The organism is Tepidibacillus infernus (genome assembly GCF_048898065.1).
Taxonomy (GTDB): Bacteria; Bacillota; Bacilli; order Tepidibacillales; family Tepidibacillaceae; genus Tepidibacillus_B; species Tepidibacillus_B infernus.
The window spans coordinates 2,125,601-2,141,438 of record NZ_JBLWFI010000001.1 but is presented as its reverse complement, the minus strand read 5'-3'; the positions used below and the strand labels follow the sequence as shown (position 1 = coordinate 2,141,438).

Annotated in this window: 18 protein-coding genes; 14 read left to right on the top strand and 4 right to left on the bottom strand. The window is 35.5% G+C overall.

What is annotated here, in order from left to right; all coding sequences use genetic code 11:
- Both TEPIDINF_RS10710 and TEPIDINF_RS10705 read right to left on the bottom strand, forming a co-directional pair.
- The coding region (locus tag TEPIDINF_RS10710) for an IS3 family transposase (RefSeq protein WP_421692165.1) at positions 1-638 on the bottom strand (638 nt) is incomplete at its 3' end.
- Positions 575-868: a transposase gene (locus TEPIDINF_RS10705; protein WP_421691253.1), complete on the bottom strand. Its 294-nt coding sequence runs from the start codon at positions 866-868 to the stop codon at positions 575-577. The genes TEPIDINF_RS10710 and TEPIDINF_RS10705, both read right to left, overlap by 64 nt.
- 101 nt (positions 869-969) lie before the next feature.
- Between TEPIDINF_RS10705 and TEPIDINF_RS10700 the strand changes: the two genes are divergently transcribed.
- The 11 genes from TEPIDINF_RS10700 (at position 970) to TEPIDINF_RS10650 (ending at position 11,394) form a co-directional block, all read left to right on the top strand.
- Complete coding sequence (locus TEPIDINF_RS10700; protein WP_421692164.1) at positions 970-1,407, top strand: group II intron maturase-specific domain-containing protein; 438 nt, start codon at positions 970-972, stop codon at positions 1,405-1,407.
- 236 nt (positions 1,408-1,643) lie between these two features.
- Positions 1,644-2,438 carry a spr1630 family ClpXP-sensitive toxin gene (locus TEPIDINF_RS10695; RefSeq protein ID WP_421691976.1) on the top strand — a complete coding sequence of 265 codons (795 nt, stop codon included), beginning with the start codon at positions 1,644-1,646 and terminating at the stop codon, positions 2,436-2,438.
- Between the two features lie 37 nt (positions 2,439-2,475).
- Positions 2,476-3,660 (top strand): spr1629 family repressor/antitoxin, encoded by a 1,185-nt coding sequence (locus TEPIDINF_RS10690; protein WP_068726500.1) that lies wholly within the window; start codon positions 2,476-2,478, stop codon positions 3,658-3,660.
- Positions 3,661-3,930: 270 nt separating this feature from the next.
- Positions 3,931-4,623 carry a GntR family transcriptional regulator gene (locus TEPIDINF_RS10685; RefSeq protein ID WP_161937332.1) on the top strand — a complete coding sequence of 231 codons (693 nt, stop codon included), beginning with the start codon at positions 3,931-3,933 and terminating at the stop codon, positions 4,621-4,623.
- 11 nt (positions 4,624-4,634) lie between these two features.
- The gene (locus TEPIDINF_RS10680) at positions 4,635-5,687 is read left to right on the top strand and encodes an Ldh family oxidoreductase (RefSeq protein WP_068726496.1); all 1,053 of its coding nucleotides are present in this window, start codon (positions 4,635-4,637) and stop codon (positions 5,685-5,687) included.
- A gap of 13 nt (positions 5,688-5,700) precedes the next feature.
- Complete coding sequence (locus TEPIDINF_RS10675) at positions 5,701-6,684, top strand: tripartite tricarboxylate transporter substrate binding protein (RefSeq protein ID WP_068726494.1); 984 nt, start codon at positions 5,701-5,703, stop codon at positions 6,682-6,684.
- A gap of 15 nt (positions 6,685-6,699) precedes the next feature.
- Entirely contained in the window at positions 6,700-7,155 is a 456-nt protein-coding gene (locus tag TEPIDINF_RS10670) for a tripartite tricarboxylate transporter TctB family protein (RefSeq protein ID WP_068726491.1), read from the top strand.
- A 14-nt stretch (positions 7,156-7,169) separates the two neighbouring features.
- On the top strand, positions 7,170-8,666 hold the full coding sequence (locus tag TEPIDINF_RS10665) for a tripartite tricarboxylate transporter permease (protein ID WP_068726489.1): 1,497 nt from the start codon (positions 7,170-7,172) through the stop codon (positions 8,664-8,666).
- A gap of 2 nt (positions 8,667-8,668) precedes the next feature.
- Positions 8,669-8,968, top strand: a complete 300-nt coding sequence (locus TEPIDINF_RS10660; protein WP_068726487.1) for a UxaA family hydrolase — start codon at positions 8,669-8,671, stop codon at positions 8,966-8,968.
- The gene (locus TEPIDINF_RS10655; RefSeq protein ID WP_068726485.1) at positions 8,969-10,129 is read left to right on the top strand and encodes a UxaA family hydrolase; all 1,161 of its coding nucleotides are present in this window, start codon (positions 8,969-8,971) and stop codon (positions 10,127-10,129) included.
- 911 nt (positions 10,130-11,040) lie between these two features.
- Positions 11,041-11,394, top strand: a complete 354-nt coding sequence (locus TEPIDINF_RS10650) for a hypothetical protein (protein WP_421691975.1) — start codon at positions 11,041-11,043, stop codon at positions 11,392-11,394.
- A 150-nt stretch (positions 11,395-11,544) separates the two neighbouring features.
- On the opposite strand, the gene TEPIDINF_RS10645 is transcribed toward TEPIDINF_RS10650, so the two are convergent.
- Both TEPIDINF_RS10645 and TEPIDINF_RS10640 read right to left on the bottom strand, forming a co-directional pair.
- A complete protein-coding gene (locus tag TEPIDINF_RS10645; RefSeq protein ID WP_421691974.1) occupies positions 11,545-11,799 on the bottom strand; it encodes an RloB domain-containing protein in 255 nt (84 codons plus the stop codon).
- Positions 11,730-13,130: an AAA family ATPase gene (locus TEPIDINF_RS10640; protein WP_421691973.1), complete on the bottom strand. Its 1,401-nt coding sequence runs from the start codon at positions 13,128-13,130 to the stop codon at positions 11,730-11,732. Before TEPIDINF_RS10640 ends, TEPIDINF_RS10645 begins: the two co-directional genes overlap by 70 nt.
- A gap of 175 nt (positions 13,131-13,305) precedes the next feature.
- Here TEPIDINF_RS10640 and TEPIDINF_RS10635 point away from each other — a divergent pair, with 175 nt between their 5' ends.
- The 3 genes from TEPIDINF_RS10635 to TEPIDINF_RS10625 are packed head-to-tail and all read left to right on the top strand — an operon-like array spanning position 13,306 to position 15,677.
- Positions 13,306-13,791 (top strand): tripartite tricarboxylate transporter permease, encoded by a 486-nt coding sequence (locus TEPIDINF_RS10635; RefSeq protein WP_421691972.1) that lies wholly within the window; start codon positions 13,306-13,308, stop codon positions 13,789-13,791.
- Positions 13,716-14,321 carry a GntR family transcriptional regulator gene (locus TEPIDINF_RS10630; RefSeq protein ID WP_421692163.1) on the top strand — a complete coding sequence of 202 codons (606 nt, stop codon included), beginning with the start codon at positions 13,716-13,718 and terminating at the stop codon, positions 14,319-14,321. The genes TEPIDINF_RS10635 and TEPIDINF_RS10630 overlap by 76 nt, the downstream gene beginning before the upstream one ends.
- A 30-nt stretch (positions 14,322-14,351) precedes the next feature.
- Positions 14,352-15,677, top strand: coding sequence for an MmgE/PrpD family protein (locus TEPIDINF_RS10625; RefSeq protein WP_421691971.1), 1,326 nt, complete (start codon positions 14,352-14,354; stop codon positions 15,675-15,677).
- Positions 15,678-15,838: the final 161 nt, after the last annotated feature.

The window sequence follows — 15,838 nt, the reverse complement described above, 5'->3', positions numbered from 1 at the left end:
ACTGGTTGACTTAGCTTTCGGCTTGCTTTTGCTTTCTCAATGGCTTTTATTACATGTTCTGTTGATAAGCTATTAGATACATGCCAACCTATGATTTTTCGTGAAAATAAATCCATTACGCTCGTAAGATATACAAAACCCGATAGGGTGTATATATAGGTTATGTCAGTCACCCAGACGGTATTAGGTGCCACTGGCTTAAAATCTCTATCAAGAATTTTTTTTAACTTATTATCAAAATCAGGATCAATAGTTGTTCTAATATAAGGTCGAACCCAAATAGCTTTAATATTTTCTTCACGCATATAGTTACCAACCGTTTTTTCTGCTATTACATGACCTCTTGACTGAAGTATAGACGTTATTTTAGGTGCTCCATATATCTGATGGGACTCATTATAAATTTGTATAATTTCCGCTTTTACCTGTTGCTTCCTTTTTTCTTGGTTGGATGGTATTCTTTTAACCCAACTGTAATATCCTGATGAAGAAACGCCCAATAGTTTGAGCACACTGTTAACAGAAATCTTGCGCTCCTCCGATACTAACTTTGTTTCTGTATAAATAGATTCTGTTAATTGTTCAGTATGCCTATAGCCTTTTTTAAGATGTCTAACGCATCCTTTGAATCTTTTAATTCTTTCTTTAAACGAGCAATTTCTTTCTCAGCGTCTGAGCTATAATTACCTGATCCTCTGTGATTAACGGTACCATTGTTTGTATTAGCATTTAATACCCACTTACTTAATGCAGATTTACTAACTTTTAGATCTCCTGCTACTTGTTCTAGGCTTTTGCCTGATGAATGATAATAGTTTACAGCATCCTGCTTAAATTCAGCACTGTATTGTTTCTTTTGATTTCCCATTAAACATTTCCCCCTGGTTCAGTTATATTTATTTTATACTAAACTTAGGAAAAATCTCTATTTAAGTTGTCCTATTTTTATTCTAGCATCAAGTATCTGGGATATACATCTACAGAGGAGAAGGGCGGTTAAGAATCCATCCCAAAAGCATTCAGAAACTTAAGGACAAAATCCGGGAAGTTACTGGGCGTAGCAACGGAATGGGAATCGAAGAACGAAGAACCAAACTCAATCAAGTAGTGCGAGGCTGGACAAATTACTTCAAACTGGCGGATGCAAAGAATCTGCTCAGTAGTTTAGATGAGTGGCTGAGAAGTCGCATACGAATGGTGACCTGGAAACGATGGAAACGAATCCGGACACGCTTTGAAAACCTCAAGAAGGCAGGTGTGAGTGAGGAGCAAGCGTGGATGTGGGCGAATACAAGAAAAGGCTATTGGCGTACTGCCCATAGCCCTATCTTGACAAAAGCCCTATCCAACGAGCGATTTAAGCGGGCTGGATATCTTAGTTTTAGTGAGTGTTATTCTGCGAAGTGACGTGTAAACTTTGGAAGCGCCGTATACCGAACGGTACGTACGGTGCTGTGGGAGATCGGCTGGTCAAATAATGGCCAGCCTCCTACCCGATTCTATCAAAGCATTTAATGAATAAACGGATTTGCATCTGTTTGTCCGATAACCAATTTCACTTTAATTTTTATCAATAATTATCATTTTTTATTTAAAAATTATTTGAGTTAGTATAAAATACAAATGGAAGAGTAAAAATAGAAATGAGGGATAAAATGAAAGAATATCAATTAGGCAAGCAAGTTAGCCAAAGAATTGTCGATGGAATATTGCAGGGATATAAAAATTACATTCAAGAACGAATTGAGAAAAGTCAACAAATGAAAATAAGTAGCGCTTATGCATGGGTAAAGGGAAATCATATAGATGATCAAACAGCGATTAAATGTGAGGAAATTGGTATTAAATTCAATAAGGCTAGAGCTGGATATACATGGGGATACCTACAATTTATTGATGAAAATGAGAGTTCTATGTACATCATTAGAAATAGTAGGTATTTTGATGAAGAAAATTTCTCAAAGGGAAGAAAAGTTACTGGTGAGAGAAATAGAGACCAGGAAAATGAGAACTATTTAAAAAAGTTATCAAAAATCAATCAAAATATACAATTTCCAACTGAACCAACTCTGTTTATGGATGAAACTGACGTTCATAAAAGCATGACTCTCTTCGATGATGCAGTTATGAAATCTCTTCTAGATTCGGATGTGGCTAAACTACAACAGGAATTTAATAAATTTTATATTATTACGTATGAAATTGACCAAGCTAATATGATTGCTAGTATTAAGGTTTGGCTCCCTAATCCTGAAAATGATAAGGCCTACTTGGTAGAAGACTTAACTGATTTAATTAACACTAGTTCTATAGACCTTACAGATTTGGATACATCTGTACTTGAGAACGATCAATTAGAGTTTAACAATGAATCTACTAACGCAATTGATTATGATATATTCCACGAGGATGATCTTTCTAAAGAAGATAAAAAATAACAAATGTTGTTGTCTCAATATTTAGGAGGTAGATTATATGTTTGTTGGTAATACCTTATCCAACATTCGAATTCTTCATGGTTATACAAGGAAACAGCTTGCTGAATTACTTAATATTACTGAGCAGGCCGTTTGGCAATATGAAAACGGATATATGTCTCCTAAAATGGAAATTGTGAATGAATTAAAGAAAATTTTTAGTGTAAAAAGTAGATATTTTTATAACGAAGATTTATTGAGTAAGAATAATGATATAAAAATTAATCAAAACCATATTGCATACAGAGCCACTACAATTAACAGTGTTCAAAAAACACAATTTGAAGCTAAACATGTTGAATTTGTTGATGCATTTTTGAGATTAGTTGAAAAAAAGATACATTATCCCAAAAATGAAATAGTTCAACTTAGAGAAAAAGCAATAGAAATAATGAATGATGATGGTTTCGAAAGGAAAGAAAATATTAAACGTATAGCTAACTATGCTAGAGAGTTTCTAGATTTAAACAATAAGGGGAATGGTAGTTTACTATTTATGCTTGAAAAGAAAGGCGCTTTCGTATATGAAAAAGCAATAGGTGAAAAGATAGATGCATACAGTGTTTGGTCAGACAACGGAAAGCCATATATTATTCTTGGCAATATAAAAAAATCTGCTGTAAGACGTAATTTTGACCTTGCACATGAATTAGGACATTTATTGTTACATTATAAGGTTGAGTTTGGTGTACTAGATAAAATGTCATATCGTGAATATGAAAATGAAGCAAATTTGTTTGCTTCAATATTCTTATTACCTGAAGAGGAATTCATTAACGATTTTAATTGTTTAGCAAAGAAATCTAATCCCGATTCTTATTTAGATCTGAAAAAAAAGTGGCTTGTTTCTATACAAGCACTTGCTCATCGAGCATATTCTTTAGGATTAATAAATTATCAACAATATAGGTATTTCAACATAATGATTAATAAAAACGGATATAAAGTTAATGAACCGTTAGATAGTGAAATCAAGATTATTAAACCAGGAAAAATTAAAAGTATTTTGCAACTTTTATTTGAGAAGGACCATCTGTCGTTAAATACACTATTAGATACTCTTATGGTCGATACTAAATTTTTTACTAAGATACTTGGAATTGAGGAAACCTTTTTTGAGAATTATTCAGAACGGAAATTTAGACAATTTACACTTTCTGATTTAACTTTTAAAACAAAGTAATATTCTTTAAGTTTCTAGAATGCCATCAACTGAAAAAAACAGTTGGTGGTTTTTTTATGTTTGTACGCATGGCGATTAACTAGTGTAAGTCCATCTGAATCCTCTCTGGTGTCATCTTTATTTAAGTATAAAAATAATAAAAAATATTCAGAATATTATTGCTTTAATTGTATACAATTTATATAATAGTATACAGATAATTATTCTATTTTTATTTATATTCTGAATATTTTAAAGATGGGAGAGGGTTTGGTGAAGCTTTTGAGGGAAATGCCATTATACGAACAAGCCTATAATCAACTCAAACAAAATATAATGAGCGGATTATATAAACCTGGGGAAAGACTTACAGATTTACGTCTAACAGAGGATCTTGGATTTAGTAGGACACCTATTCGGGAAGCTTTAAAACAATTAATAAATGAAGGTTTATTAGTAAATGAGCCTAATAAAGGTGTTTCTGTATTTAACCCTGTTTTAGAGGATATTGCTGAAGTTTATGCGTTAAGGGCTTCAGTAGAGGGAACTGCAGCTGGACTAGCAGCGCTAAATGAGAAAAGAAAACAATATCTATATTACATGATGGAATTAATTGAACTATCCGAAATTGCCGAGAAAAATCAAGATATCAAGGTTTTAACTGAAAGCAATATAAAATTTCATGATTACATTTTAAAGGCAAGTGGTAGCAAACAATTATTTTATATGCTTGAACCTTTGAGAGCAAAAGGCTTATTAATTAGATCTAGCTCTCTTTCAAATAAAAGGCATTCTGAGGTTTCAATATCAGAACATAGACAGATTTTTGAAATGATTAAAAATGGCGATTCAAAAAGAGCTGAAGAATTTATAAGGAATCATATTTTGTCAGCGGGTTATCGATTGCTTATAAAAAATAATGAAGGACAACAATTGGATAATCTCCCGATTTTTAAATTTTTCAAATACAGACAGGTTGAGTAAGGGGGGTTAACATGCATAATGAACAAATAGTTCTTTCATATGAGGAATTAACAATAAAAACGAAGCAATTATTAAACCATTTAAAAGTACCAGAAAATGAATCTGCGATTTTAACGGATACCTTATTGGATGCTGAAATAAGAGGTACCTATTCACATGGGTTAATAAGACTTCCATTTTACGAAAAACGCATCTTGTCAGGGGCAATTAAAGTTCCTACAAGCCTGGATATTGTAAAAGAAAAGGAAGCAGTTTCTGTTATTGATGGGAATGATGGTTTAGGAACAACCATTTCGCATTTTGCTATGGTTAAGGCAATATCGAAAGCAAAGAAATATGGCGTTGGTATCAGTTCAGTTCGGAATAGTCAACACTTTGGTACAGCAGGTTATTATGCAAATTTGGCAACTAGGGATGATATGATTGGTCTTGTATTTACAAATGCCTCGCCACGATTAGCGCCATGGGGTGGAGTTGATACTATGCTTGGTAATAATCCATGGTCCATAGCATTACCAACAAGTGATCCTGAATTACCCTTTGTGCTAGATTTGTCAAATAGCATTGTAGCTGCTGGGAAAATTAGAAAAGCAGCAGAACTTGGAAAAACTATACCGGATGGGTGGGCATTAGATAGTCAGGGGAATCCAACAAATGATCCCTATGAAGCTTTACGAGGAGTTTTGTTGCCAATGGGAATGCATAAAGGCTACGGTATTACCCTAGCTATTAGTCTTCTAACTTCTGGTTTATCAGATGGAGTTTGGGATATAGATGTAAACCCAATTGATGAAATAAATAAAACTCAAAGAGTAAGCCATTTATTTATTGCGATAAATATAGATTTTTTCTTGGATATAAATAAGTTTAAGTCGTTCATAGAAGAAAAAATAGTAATGCTACGTAATTCCAAGAAGGTAAATGGAGTTGAGAAAATCTTCTTTCCTGGGGAAAGGGGTGGGATTAGTAGAAAAATAGCTTTAAAGGATGGAGTAAAGCTTAACCTTAATTCCTTTAAAGAAGTAATGAGAATAGCAGAAAAATATAACTTAAACTTTTTATGAGAGGAGAATATGAATGAACCATAGATTATTAATCATGTTATTAATTTTTGTATTAAGCGTATTAGTCGTTGCAGGGTGTTCTACTAATACAACGTCTCAAGGAAATGAGGGCAGTACTTCTAAAGAAGCCTTCCCAACTAAGGAAATACATTTAGTTATTCCTTTCTCGGCAGGTTCGGGCGCTGATATCTTTGCTAGAAAGTTAGCAAAATTAGCTGAAGCTGAACTGGGCCAAAAAATTGTAGCAGAAAATAAGCCCGGTGGTAGTGGCTCTATTGCCTTAGCTTATGTATTATCTCAACCAGCTGATGGGTACACAATAGCCACTCATTCTAGAACATTTAGTTTCTTATTAGGTGGCGGAGAGGCACCATTCGAACTAAAAGATTTTGATGCAGTGGTTCGAATTAACGGAGAATCTTCAGCCCTTATGGTAAATACGGAAGGCCAATTCAAAAGCCTAGAAGATTTTGTGAATTATGCTAAAGAGAACCCTGGGAAACTTAAAGTAGGTGGCCCTGGAACAGGATCCTTCCATCACATGGTAGCAATGTTATTAATGGAGAAAGCAGGTATTGAATTTACATGGATCCCTTATGATGGTGGCAAAGAGGCAGTTCTTGATCTATTAGGTAAGAATGTCGATGCTGTTATAGCAACAGCTAGTAACGCTAAAGCTCAGATTGATAGTGGAAATATTGCAGTATTAGCAAATAGTGTTTCTGAAACCGTTAGTGGTATTCCTACCTTTAAAGAAAAGGGTTACGACATTGAAGAAATTCTGTGGAGAGGCGTATTTGTTAAGGCAGGTACTCCTGATGAACGGGTTAAAGCTTTAGAAGAAGCATTTAGCAAAGCAATTCAAACCCAAGAGTGGGCTGATTATCAAAAGGAGTTTGAACAAGAGGATGCATTTATGTCTTCCAGTGATTTTAATCCATATTTAGTAAATGAGGTTGAGAAAACAATGCAATTCCTACAGAACATTAATAAATAAAAAGGGGAGATTTGTTTGTACTTTAATTTAAAAAAAGGAACCCTATTACTCTCTTTAGTCTTTCTAATAGTTGTAATTGTAGGTTTTATCAAAGTTCAAACGTTTCCAAGTCCAACCTCAAAAACCCTTGGGCCTGGTTACATGCCCAAAGTGTTAATGAGCGGTTTGTCCTTATTCGCATTATACCACATAGCACAAAGTATAAATCCTAAATTTAAAGATACTAAAGTCTATATCGGAGATATTAAATTACAAATCGCCACACTTTTATCCATAGTAATTTACCTTATTCTTATAAAGTTCCTTGGATTCTATGTTAGTACGACTATTTGGTTATTTGGTATCTTCTCAATTTTCCTTGAAAAGAAATATGTTCAATCATTAATTTATACTATTCTTTTATTAGGAATAGTATATGGACTATTTGGGAAATTATTACAAGTTAATTTTCCAAGATCAATATTTTGGTAGAAGGGGGATAGTTAATGGGAAATTTATTACTGGGGATTGACGTAGTATTTTCATTTCAAAATATCCTTGTAATTGTCATTGGAACTTTAATCGGAATGTTAGTTGGGGCACTTCCTGGCTTAGGTCCCTCAATTGGCGTTGCATTACTACTTCCCTTTACTTATAATCTATCGCCTGTAGCATCACTATTATTGTTAGTGGCATTATACCAAGCTGCCGAGTATGGTGGGTCTATTTCCTCTATTCTATTAAGTACACCGGGAACGCCTGCAGCTGTAGCTACATTGCTTGACGGTTATCCCATGACGAAACAAGGTTATCCAGGTAAAGCATTAGGTTATTCTTTAACAGCTTCAACAATTGGTGGTTTTTTTGGAGTAATTGTCTTAATGACATTATCTATTCCTTTAGCAAAGTTAGCGTTAAAATTTGGTCCTCCAGAGTATTTTGCTTTAGGTGTATTAGGATTAACAGCTGTGGCTAGTCTTAGTAGTAATTATCTAAGCAAGAGTTTATTATCAGCTCTCTTTGGTTTATTTATAGCAACTATTGGGATTGATGTAATTACGGGTTACTCTAGATTCAGTTTTGGAATGCCTGAGCTATACGAAGGATTGAATCTCTTACCAATTTTAATCGGACTATTTGCAGTATCAGAAGTTCTAAAACTAATCGGTGAAGATTTAAATACTCAATTAAAGATAAAAGCAAAGAATTTTAAGGTAGGGATAAGTTTTAATGAATTAAAAGTAGTGAAGAAAGCGATAGGTATTGGTTCAATAATCGGTTCATTTGTAGGAGTATTTCCTGGAATGGGAGCAGGACCAGCCTCATGGTTTGCTTATAATGAAGCAAAAAGAGTATCAAAGAATCCTGAAAAGTTCGGTAATGGCTCACCTGAAGGTATTGCTGCTCCAGAATCAGCCAATAACGCAGCTGTTGGTGGCGCACTTGTACCATTATTAACTTTAGGAATTCCTGGCTCCCCAACGACGGCAATCATGTTAGGTGCTTTAATTATTCAGGGCATTCAACCAGGTCCGCAAATTTTCGATAAAAATCCTGATTTAGTTTATGGACTATTCGTGGGATTATTAGTTGCTACCGCTTTAATGTGGTTTTTAGGCCAAATTACAACCAATATTTGGGCACGGGCTGTCGCCATTCCAAATAGAATATTGGCCCCAATCATTCTATTAATTTCGATGATAGGGGCATATGTGGCAAGAAACTTAGTTTTTGATATTGGTATTATGCTTGTATTTGGAGTTTTAGGTTATTTATTAAAGAAATTTAACTATTCCCTTCCTTCAGTAGTTTTAGGATTTATCTTGGGTGGAATGATAGAATCTAATTTACGGCGTTCTTTGTTGCTTTTTGATGGTAATTATTCAGGATTCTTTTCTAGACCAGTGGCACTGTTTATTTTATTGCTAGCTTTTTTATCGATCATAAGTTTTATTCATAGATTAAATAAAGAAAAGAAAAAGGGACAAAAGGAGGAGTTTTAAATATGAGATTAATTGCAGTATTAAATGAAAATGATAATGTTGCAACGGCGCTAACACATATTGAGAGAGGTACTGAGCTTACATGGAAAACTTCAAAAGGAAGCTTTAAAATTACAACAAATGAAAAAATCCCATTAGGTCACAAGGTTGCCTTAGAAGCTATTTCAATCAAAGGAAATGTTATTAAATATGGTGAAGTTATCGGTATTGCTAAGGATGAAATTAAAGTCGGAGATTTAGTTCATGTTCATAACATTGAAAGCATTCGTGGGCGTGGCGATCTAGCAAAGGAGGCAAAATAGATGAATAGAACATTTTTAGGATACAGAAGACCAGATGGAACTGTAGGTATAAGAAATAATGTAGCGATTTTAGCGGCTATGGATAATTCAAATGGTGTTGTAAAAAAGGTTGCTAACCAAGTAAAAGGAACAATCCCAATCCCAATTTGGTATGGTAGAGGTCAATTTGGCCAAGATGAACAACTTACCTTTAATACACTTGTTGGTATAGGAGCTAACCCAAATTTCCATAGTGTACTTGTAATAAGTCTTGAGAAAGTATCAGCAAATAAATTAGCGGATGCAATTAGAGATAGAAGTAAGAAGAATGTAGTAGCGCTAAGTATACAGGACTGTGGAAACAGTATTGATGCAGTTGCTGAAGCTACTAAAATTGCAGCACAAATGGTAAGTGAAGCATCTGAACAACAAAAAGAAGAGTTTGATTTTAGTAACTTAGTAGTTGGAGTAGAATGTGGGGGTTCTGATACTACCTCGGGTATTGCAGGAAACCCATCTCTCGGTTATATCGCAGATATGATTGTTGCAGCAGGTGGTACGGTAATTCTATCAGAAACATCTGAGTTTTTAGGTGCTGAGCATATATTACAAAAAAGAGCGAAAACACCTGAAGTTGGAGAAAAAATAATTGAGATTGTTAACAATGTCGAACTTGAGGCAAATAAAAGAGGGGTTAGTATATTAGGTGCTAACCCAGTTCCAGATAATATTGCAGGTGGTATCTCAACAATTGAAGAAAAATCCCTTGGAGCGATTATAAAGGGTGGAACTACAGAAATTCAAAATGTATTAACATTTGCGGAACCCCCACAGGGTAAAGGATTATTTATTATGGATACACCAGCTCCAGCAAGTGAATCAATGACCGGGATTTCAGCGGGAGGGGCACAAATTATTTTATTCTCTACAGGTAAAGGAAATATTATGGGTTCCCCTATTTCTCCGACAATAAAAGTATCAGGAAATCCTGAAACGGTAGTGAAAATGAAACCAAATATAGATTTTGACGTAACTGCCTTATTTAAAGGTGAAAAACCATTATCAGACGTAGGTGAATTGTTGGCAGACCATGTGGTGAAGGTTTGTAGTGGAAAGATGACAAGCTCTGAAATACTAGGAGAAGAAGAGATTGCTTTAAATAAAATTCAACCAACCGTTTAGAATGTTGAAATTAACTAGTTTTAGGAACATTACAATAATTGCAATTGCAAGAGTTTATATGAAGGGTAAGATGATTAGACCATCAACTGAAAAAAACAGTTGGTGGTTTTTTTAGTTCGCCCTGCATAGTGAGAAGATATTCACTACTTAGTAACCTTTACTGTAAGGTAAAACTAAACACACAGAAGTCAGTTCGAGTCGTAGTGCGTGCGTGGCAGCACGATCATCAGGTGGGTTAAAGTCCCGCTGAGCCTCGGACTAGGGGGCTCATATCCAAACCCGGGGGTAATGCCTCGGGGGCCGGCAATTTTGTTGCCGGAGGGCAGGGCGTCTGTCGTGAGGCAGAGTCTGAAGGGCTTGAGGAGAAGTACCAGGCCGTAGTGAAACGGGGCTGCCCGAATTGCGAACCGGTCGGCCAAAGATGGGGCAAGGTCGAGTCTGCACTATGGAGACGAAGGCGTTCTAGTCCACCCATCGCACCAAGGTGTGTGCGGACGGCATGGTACGGAAGATGACGATGTGACCAACGGAGATCTCGTCATGTCTGAAACCAATGCACTTGCAGGACGAGTGGGTAAATAAAGTCGAAGCGGTCGTGCCGCGCCCGCCGCTTCAAAGAACGCGCGGCAGTTTCAGTAACGGATGTTATAAGGAAACCCCGAAGTGCATACCGTACGCATGGCGAGAAGTCGGAGAGCCGCGTAATACTTTGGAACGGACGAACAACAGAAACGTTCGGATCAACCGCCCTGGTGCGGTTGGCTTCTGCTCACTCAAAAGGTGATGCAGAAGGGGAAGGCGGCTCGCTTTATGGAGACCAGAACTGGAGTGAGTTTCGCGAGTAGGCGGCAAGGAACGGATAGTTCCCTATGTGAAAGACCCAAAACTTGCAGGCGGAGGACACGGAACGCATGAAAGCAGAAGGCACAGGACGAAAGGTTCATTCGTTAATCGACAAAGTGTATCACAGAACGAACTTGGAAATGGCATGGGAATCGGTGAGAGCAAACGGAGGAAGTAGTTTAGATGAGTGGCTGAGAAGTCGCATACGAATGGTGACCTGGAAACGATGGAAACGAATCCGGACACGCTTTGAAAACCTCAAGAAGGCAGGTGTGAGTGAGGAGCAAGCGTGGATGTGGGCGAATACAAGAAAAGGCTATTGGCGTACTGCCCATAGCCCTATCTTGACAAAAGCCCTATCCAACGAGCGATTTAAGCGGGCTGGATATCTTAGTTTTAGTGAGTGTTATTCTGCGAAGTGACGTGTAAACTTTGGAAGCGCCGTATACCGAACGGTACGTACGGTGCTGTGGGAGGTCGGTTGGTCAAATAATGGCCAGTCTCCTACCCGATCGAATAAAAGGATTACCATCATTACTAAAAATAGAACTCTACGATAATTCTATAAAAAGTTATCTTTTAAATTTATAGATATTACTGAGCAGTTCATGTACTAAAGTTACTACTTCTTTAACAATAGATTCAGCATCTTTGGCATTCGTTTCTAGTATCTTAATTTCACATCTGGTACTTTGTTTAAAATTTGAGAAATAAAGCTTTTCTGTCTTTTCCCCTTCACAAAAGATAATAATTTTATTTAAACGTTCTCTGGTGTTTTGTTTTCTACTTCGTTGACTTTCAAAGTTTCTATGAAATCTTCGTCCCATAAAAGACCCTCTCCAATATAAGGAACTGCTCCATATCTTCCTTCTAAATACCCTTTTTCATAGTTTTCATCTTTTCTAGTTTTAATTTCTAATAAAGAGTATAAAGAAGAGGACTGTAATTGATAGCTTTTCTCTGTAAACCAAATTTGATCCCTGCGAAAAATATCTCTTCTTAACAAGTTAGTAGAATGGGTAGTAAAAATTAATTGAGCATTTCCAATATTATGATTACCATGAAATAATTTTATCAAAAATCGGATAATATTGGAATGAAGGCTTGTTTCTAATTCATCAATAATTAAAACTTTTCCATTTATTAACGCATCTATCCAATTACCAACTAAATTAAAGATTTTATTCGTCCCTGCAGATTCTTCTGTTAAGCTTAAAGGAATTTTTACCTGATTACCTTCTAAGTCAACTCCTTTATGGTATAGCTTAATATCATCACTAATTGTTACTTTAAATTGAATCTTCCCAAGTTTGTCGTCTTTTTGTTGATATTGTTGGATCCCTTTAAAAATAATTTCTTTAATTTCTTTAGGCATATTTTCAGGTAAATTATCCTCTGAAAAGTTATGATAGTTAATATCAAAGTCTAAAATGCCTAAGTCAGCCTCTGAAAGAAATTTATTAATAATATGTTTAAATTTTTGGTCTTTAGACCTTTTAAGGGTAAGATCTGCATTAAAGGAATCATTTAAAAAAATTTGTAGCTTCTCTTTAAACCATTTAAATGGAACTGCCATAGGTTCATAATTCCATTCTGTAGCAGTTGATAAATATAAACGATTTTCAAGAGTTCTTTTTGATAACGTTTCTTGTTCTTCTTTATCTTGATTAAACTTATATTCATATTTGCCGTTTATCAAAAGTCTTTCAAAGATAAGTTTTTGTCTTCCTTTTGGATAGAAATATAAATACTCTTCGTGTACTTCCTTCTGATCAATCTTAAATCCATATACATATTTAACTCCATTGGCAACAAAGAAGATTTCAAATAAGCTAGGTCTAAGTTCGCTTTTTTTGTCAAGTTTAAAAGGGATAACTGGGATCGTATCGCCTTTTTGAATTTTATGACCTTCTACGATATATTCTCTCATAAAATTTAAAGCATGGATAAAATTGGTTTTTCCAGAGGCATTAGAGCCATAAATAACCCCTGTTTTTAATAAGGATTCTTTTGAAACTAGGGAATTCTTAAATATATTTGCATAGTTTTTTGGTTGTATTAGATTTTCAATCAAAGTACGATCCTTGGATGCAACCATACTTAATGTAACTCTCTCTTTAAAGGATAAAAAATTTTCAACACTAAATTCCATAATCATAATGAATCAACACCTATTTATCAAATTTTATTAAAATACTTATATAATAAATATATATTATCATTTTCGAGGTAAAATCTCAAAATCCTCTATTTAATTTATGAAAAATACATAATAAGTGTTACAAATTATTATTGCCAACAGAAAAAAGAAATAAACACCACCCAATTTAGTAATGGTTATGGTAATGATCGTTGCCTTATATATGGCAGCAGAATACGGCGGAGGGATTACGGCTATTTTAATCAATGCACCTGGTACCCCTGCAGCTGCAGCAACAGCCCTTGATGGCTTCCCGATGACGCTAAGGGGAGAGGCGGGAAAAGCATTAGCCATTTCTATTCTTTCTTCTGCAATAGGGGCATTTGTTAGTACCTTCTTGTTGATTTTTACTTCTATTCCTATGGCCAACATCGCTTTAGCATTTGGCCCAGTGGAATATTTTGCCTTAGCGGTTTTTGGCTTAAGAATCCCTTATTCCATTTTTGCCGCGATGTTTATTTCGATTCCCTTAATGCTTTTACTCGGGTTAGGCGGCAATTTTAGACGATTTATGGTCGTATCTAATGGAAGGTTTATGATTATATTTACAATGGAATCAAACAAAAAAAATATTGTTCAGGAAAGATTTTATCAGAGAGAGAGTTGGCCAGTGAATTAGGTATAAGCAGAACCCCTATTCGCGAGGCTTTTCAACAATTGATAAAAGAAGGAATCGTAGAAAATGAGCCGCATAGAGGTGTTAAAATCGCAACCATGTCAGAAGATAAAGTGATACAACTTTATCAGGTTCGTGAGGTGATCGAAGGACTTGGTGCAAGGCTTATGGCAGAAAAACAAAATAATAATATCCTAGAAAAATTAAGCCATTTATTAGACCAAGCAGAAACTGCAATAGAGAATGGAGATATTCACCTACTGTCTGAAATCAACAGTCAATTTCATTACACCATCGCATTAGGTACAGAAAATCAGTATTTAATTACGATTTTACAAACTTTGCAAAATCATATCAGTTTAATGATGTCTACTTCCTTGTCAAGTTTAGGTAGACCACTTGAGAATATACAGGAACATTGGATGATCGTGCATGCTCTAGAGAAAGGGGATGCTAGATTAGCTGAAGAAGCAATGAGACATCATATCAGGAATGCATTGGCCTCTGCAATTAAACAAATACAGACACAATAAGTAAAAACCAAATAGAGAGGAGAAGGTTCTATGGTTACACAACATTTAGTAAAAAATATTTTAAACACATCTTTTGAGGGCATTCCAACAGAAGTAATTGAACATGCAAAAAGGAGTCTTTATAACTGGTTAGGTTTAGCCATTGGCGCAGCTTATCACCCCTCTGTTGATATCGTATTAAAGCTTAAACAAGACCTTAACATTAGCGAACAAGTGACCATTTTAGGGCGAAAAGAAAAAGCAGATCTACTATTCTCAACGTTAATCAACGGAATGAGCTCCCATATATTTGATTTCGATGATACTCATCTAGATACTATCCATCATCCTAGTGGCCCAGTAGCCCCTGTTGTTTTTGCACTAGGAGAATTGAAGCATCTTTCAGGAAAAGAAATGTTATATGCTTTTATCCTTGGGGTAGAAGCAGAGCTTCGGATTAGCAATGCCATTTATCCAAGCCATTATGACTTAGGCTGGCATATTACTAGCTCTGCTGGAGTGTTTGGCGCAGCTATTGCAGCAGGCTTATTACTTGGTTTAGACGAAGAACAGATGCTGTATGCTTTGGGTATTGCAGGGACACAGGCATTTGGCTTAAGAGAAATGTTTGGTACAATGACAAAGTCATTCCATCCCGGAAAAGCTGCACAAAATGGCTTATTAGCAGCTCTTTTAGCTGAAAAAGGATTTACTAGCTCAAAGCAAGTAATTGAAGCAAAAAGAGGATTTGCCAATGTGTTAGCTCCAGAACATAATCTAGAAAAGGTCAACGCAAACTGGGGGAAAGAATGGGAGTTATTAAAAAATTCTTTCAAACCTTATGCTTGTGGGATTGTCTTACATCCAGCGATAGATGCATGTATCGCCTTAAGGCAATATGCTGAACCCACAGAGGTTAAAGAGATTGAAATCCATGTAAACCCTTATGTTCTTGAATTAACAGGCAAGCAGGAACCAAAAACTGGACTAGAAGGGAAATTTAGTATTTATCATACAGGTGCTATTGTCTTTTTGGATGGTGATGCCAGTGAAGAACAGTATGCAGATCAAAAGGTTCTAGATCCTAGAACAATTGAATTTAGGAAGAAAATTAAACCGATTATAGATCGTAATCTAGGAGAGGATCAGGCTTTTGCAAAATTAACAACAGTAGATGGAAGAACTTTTACACATCAAGTTGAGCATGCCACAGGCAGTATCGAAAATCCCATGACCGATGATGCTTTAAGAAAAAAATTCAATAAGCTAACTGTTGCCATTATTGGAGATGAAAAAGCAAAAACAATGAAGAAAATGATCGATCATCTAGATTCAATCTCAGACATTCACGTATTACTCCCTTATTGCCGTCCATAGCTTAACACATGAGTCATTCTATGAAACGTAATCATCAACAAATCACATTCGTTATAATGGTAGTGAAGCACCAATAATTCTACCAACAATGAATATTGCTGCTATGATTCAAGAAAATGAGAAATAAAAAATTGTCAAATATGAAATTGATATTAACGCAC

Excerpts from the sequence above, each read along its gene's own strand:
- TEPIDINF_RS10665 (WP_068726489.1), top strand. The coding sequence starts at position 7,170 with ATGGGAAATTTATTACTGGGGATTGACGTAGTATTTTCATTTCAAAAT.
- TEPIDINF_RS10645 (WP_421691974.1), bottom strand. The coding sequence starts at position 11,799 with ATGGGACGAAGATTTCATAGAAACTTTGAAAGTCAACGAAGTAGAAAA.
- TEPIDINF_RS10635 (WP_421691972.1), top strand. The coding sequence starts at position 13,306 with ATGGTTATGGTAATGATCGTTGCCTTATATATGGCAGCAGAATACGGC.
- TEPIDINF_RS10640 (WP_421691973.1), bottom strand. The coding sequence starts at position 13,130 with ATGATTATGGAATTTAGTGTTGAAAATTTTTTATCCTTTAAAGAGAGA.
- TEPIDINF_RS10625 (WP_421691971.1), top strand. The coding sequence starts at position 14,352 with ATGGTTACACAACATTTAGTAAAAAATATTTTAAACACATCTTTTGAG.
- TEPIDINF_RS10650 (WP_421691975.1), top strand. The coding sequence starts at position 11,041 with ATGAAAGCAGAAGGCACAGGACGAAAGGTTCATTCGTTAATCGACAAA.
- TEPIDINF_RS10660 (WP_068726487.1), top strand. The coding sequence starts at position 8,669 with ATGAGATTAATTGCAGTATTAAATGAAAATGATAATGTTGCAACGGCG.
- TEPIDINF_RS10655 (WP_068726485.1), top strand. The coding sequence starts at position 8,969 with ATGAATAGAACATTTTTAGGATACAGAAGACCAGATGGAACTGTAGGT.
- TEPIDINF_RS10685 (WP_161937332.1), top strand. The coding sequence starts at position 3,931 with ATGCCATTATACGAACAAGCCTATAATCAACTCAAACAAAATATAATG.
- TEPIDINF_RS10675 (WP_068726494.1), top strand. The coding sequence starts at position 5,701 with ATGAACCATAGATTATTAATCATGTTATTAATTTTTGTATTAAGCGTA.
- TEPIDINF_RS10690 (WP_068726500.1), top strand. The coding sequence starts at position 2,476 with ATGTTTGTTGGTAATACCTTATCCAACATTCGAATTCTTCATGGTTAT.
- TEPIDINF_RS10705 (WP_421691253.1), bottom strand. The coding sequence starts at position 868 with ATGGGAAATCAAAAGAAACAATACAGTGCTGAATTTAAGCAGGATGCT.
- TEPIDINF_RS10680 (WP_068726496.1), top strand. The coding sequence starts at position 4,635 with ATGCATAATGAACAAATAGTTCTTTCATATGAGGAATTAACAATAAAA.
- TEPIDINF_RS10695 (WP_421691976.1), top strand. The coding sequence starts at position 1,644 with ATGAGGGATAAAATGAAAGAATATCAATTAGGCAAGCAAGTTAGCCAA.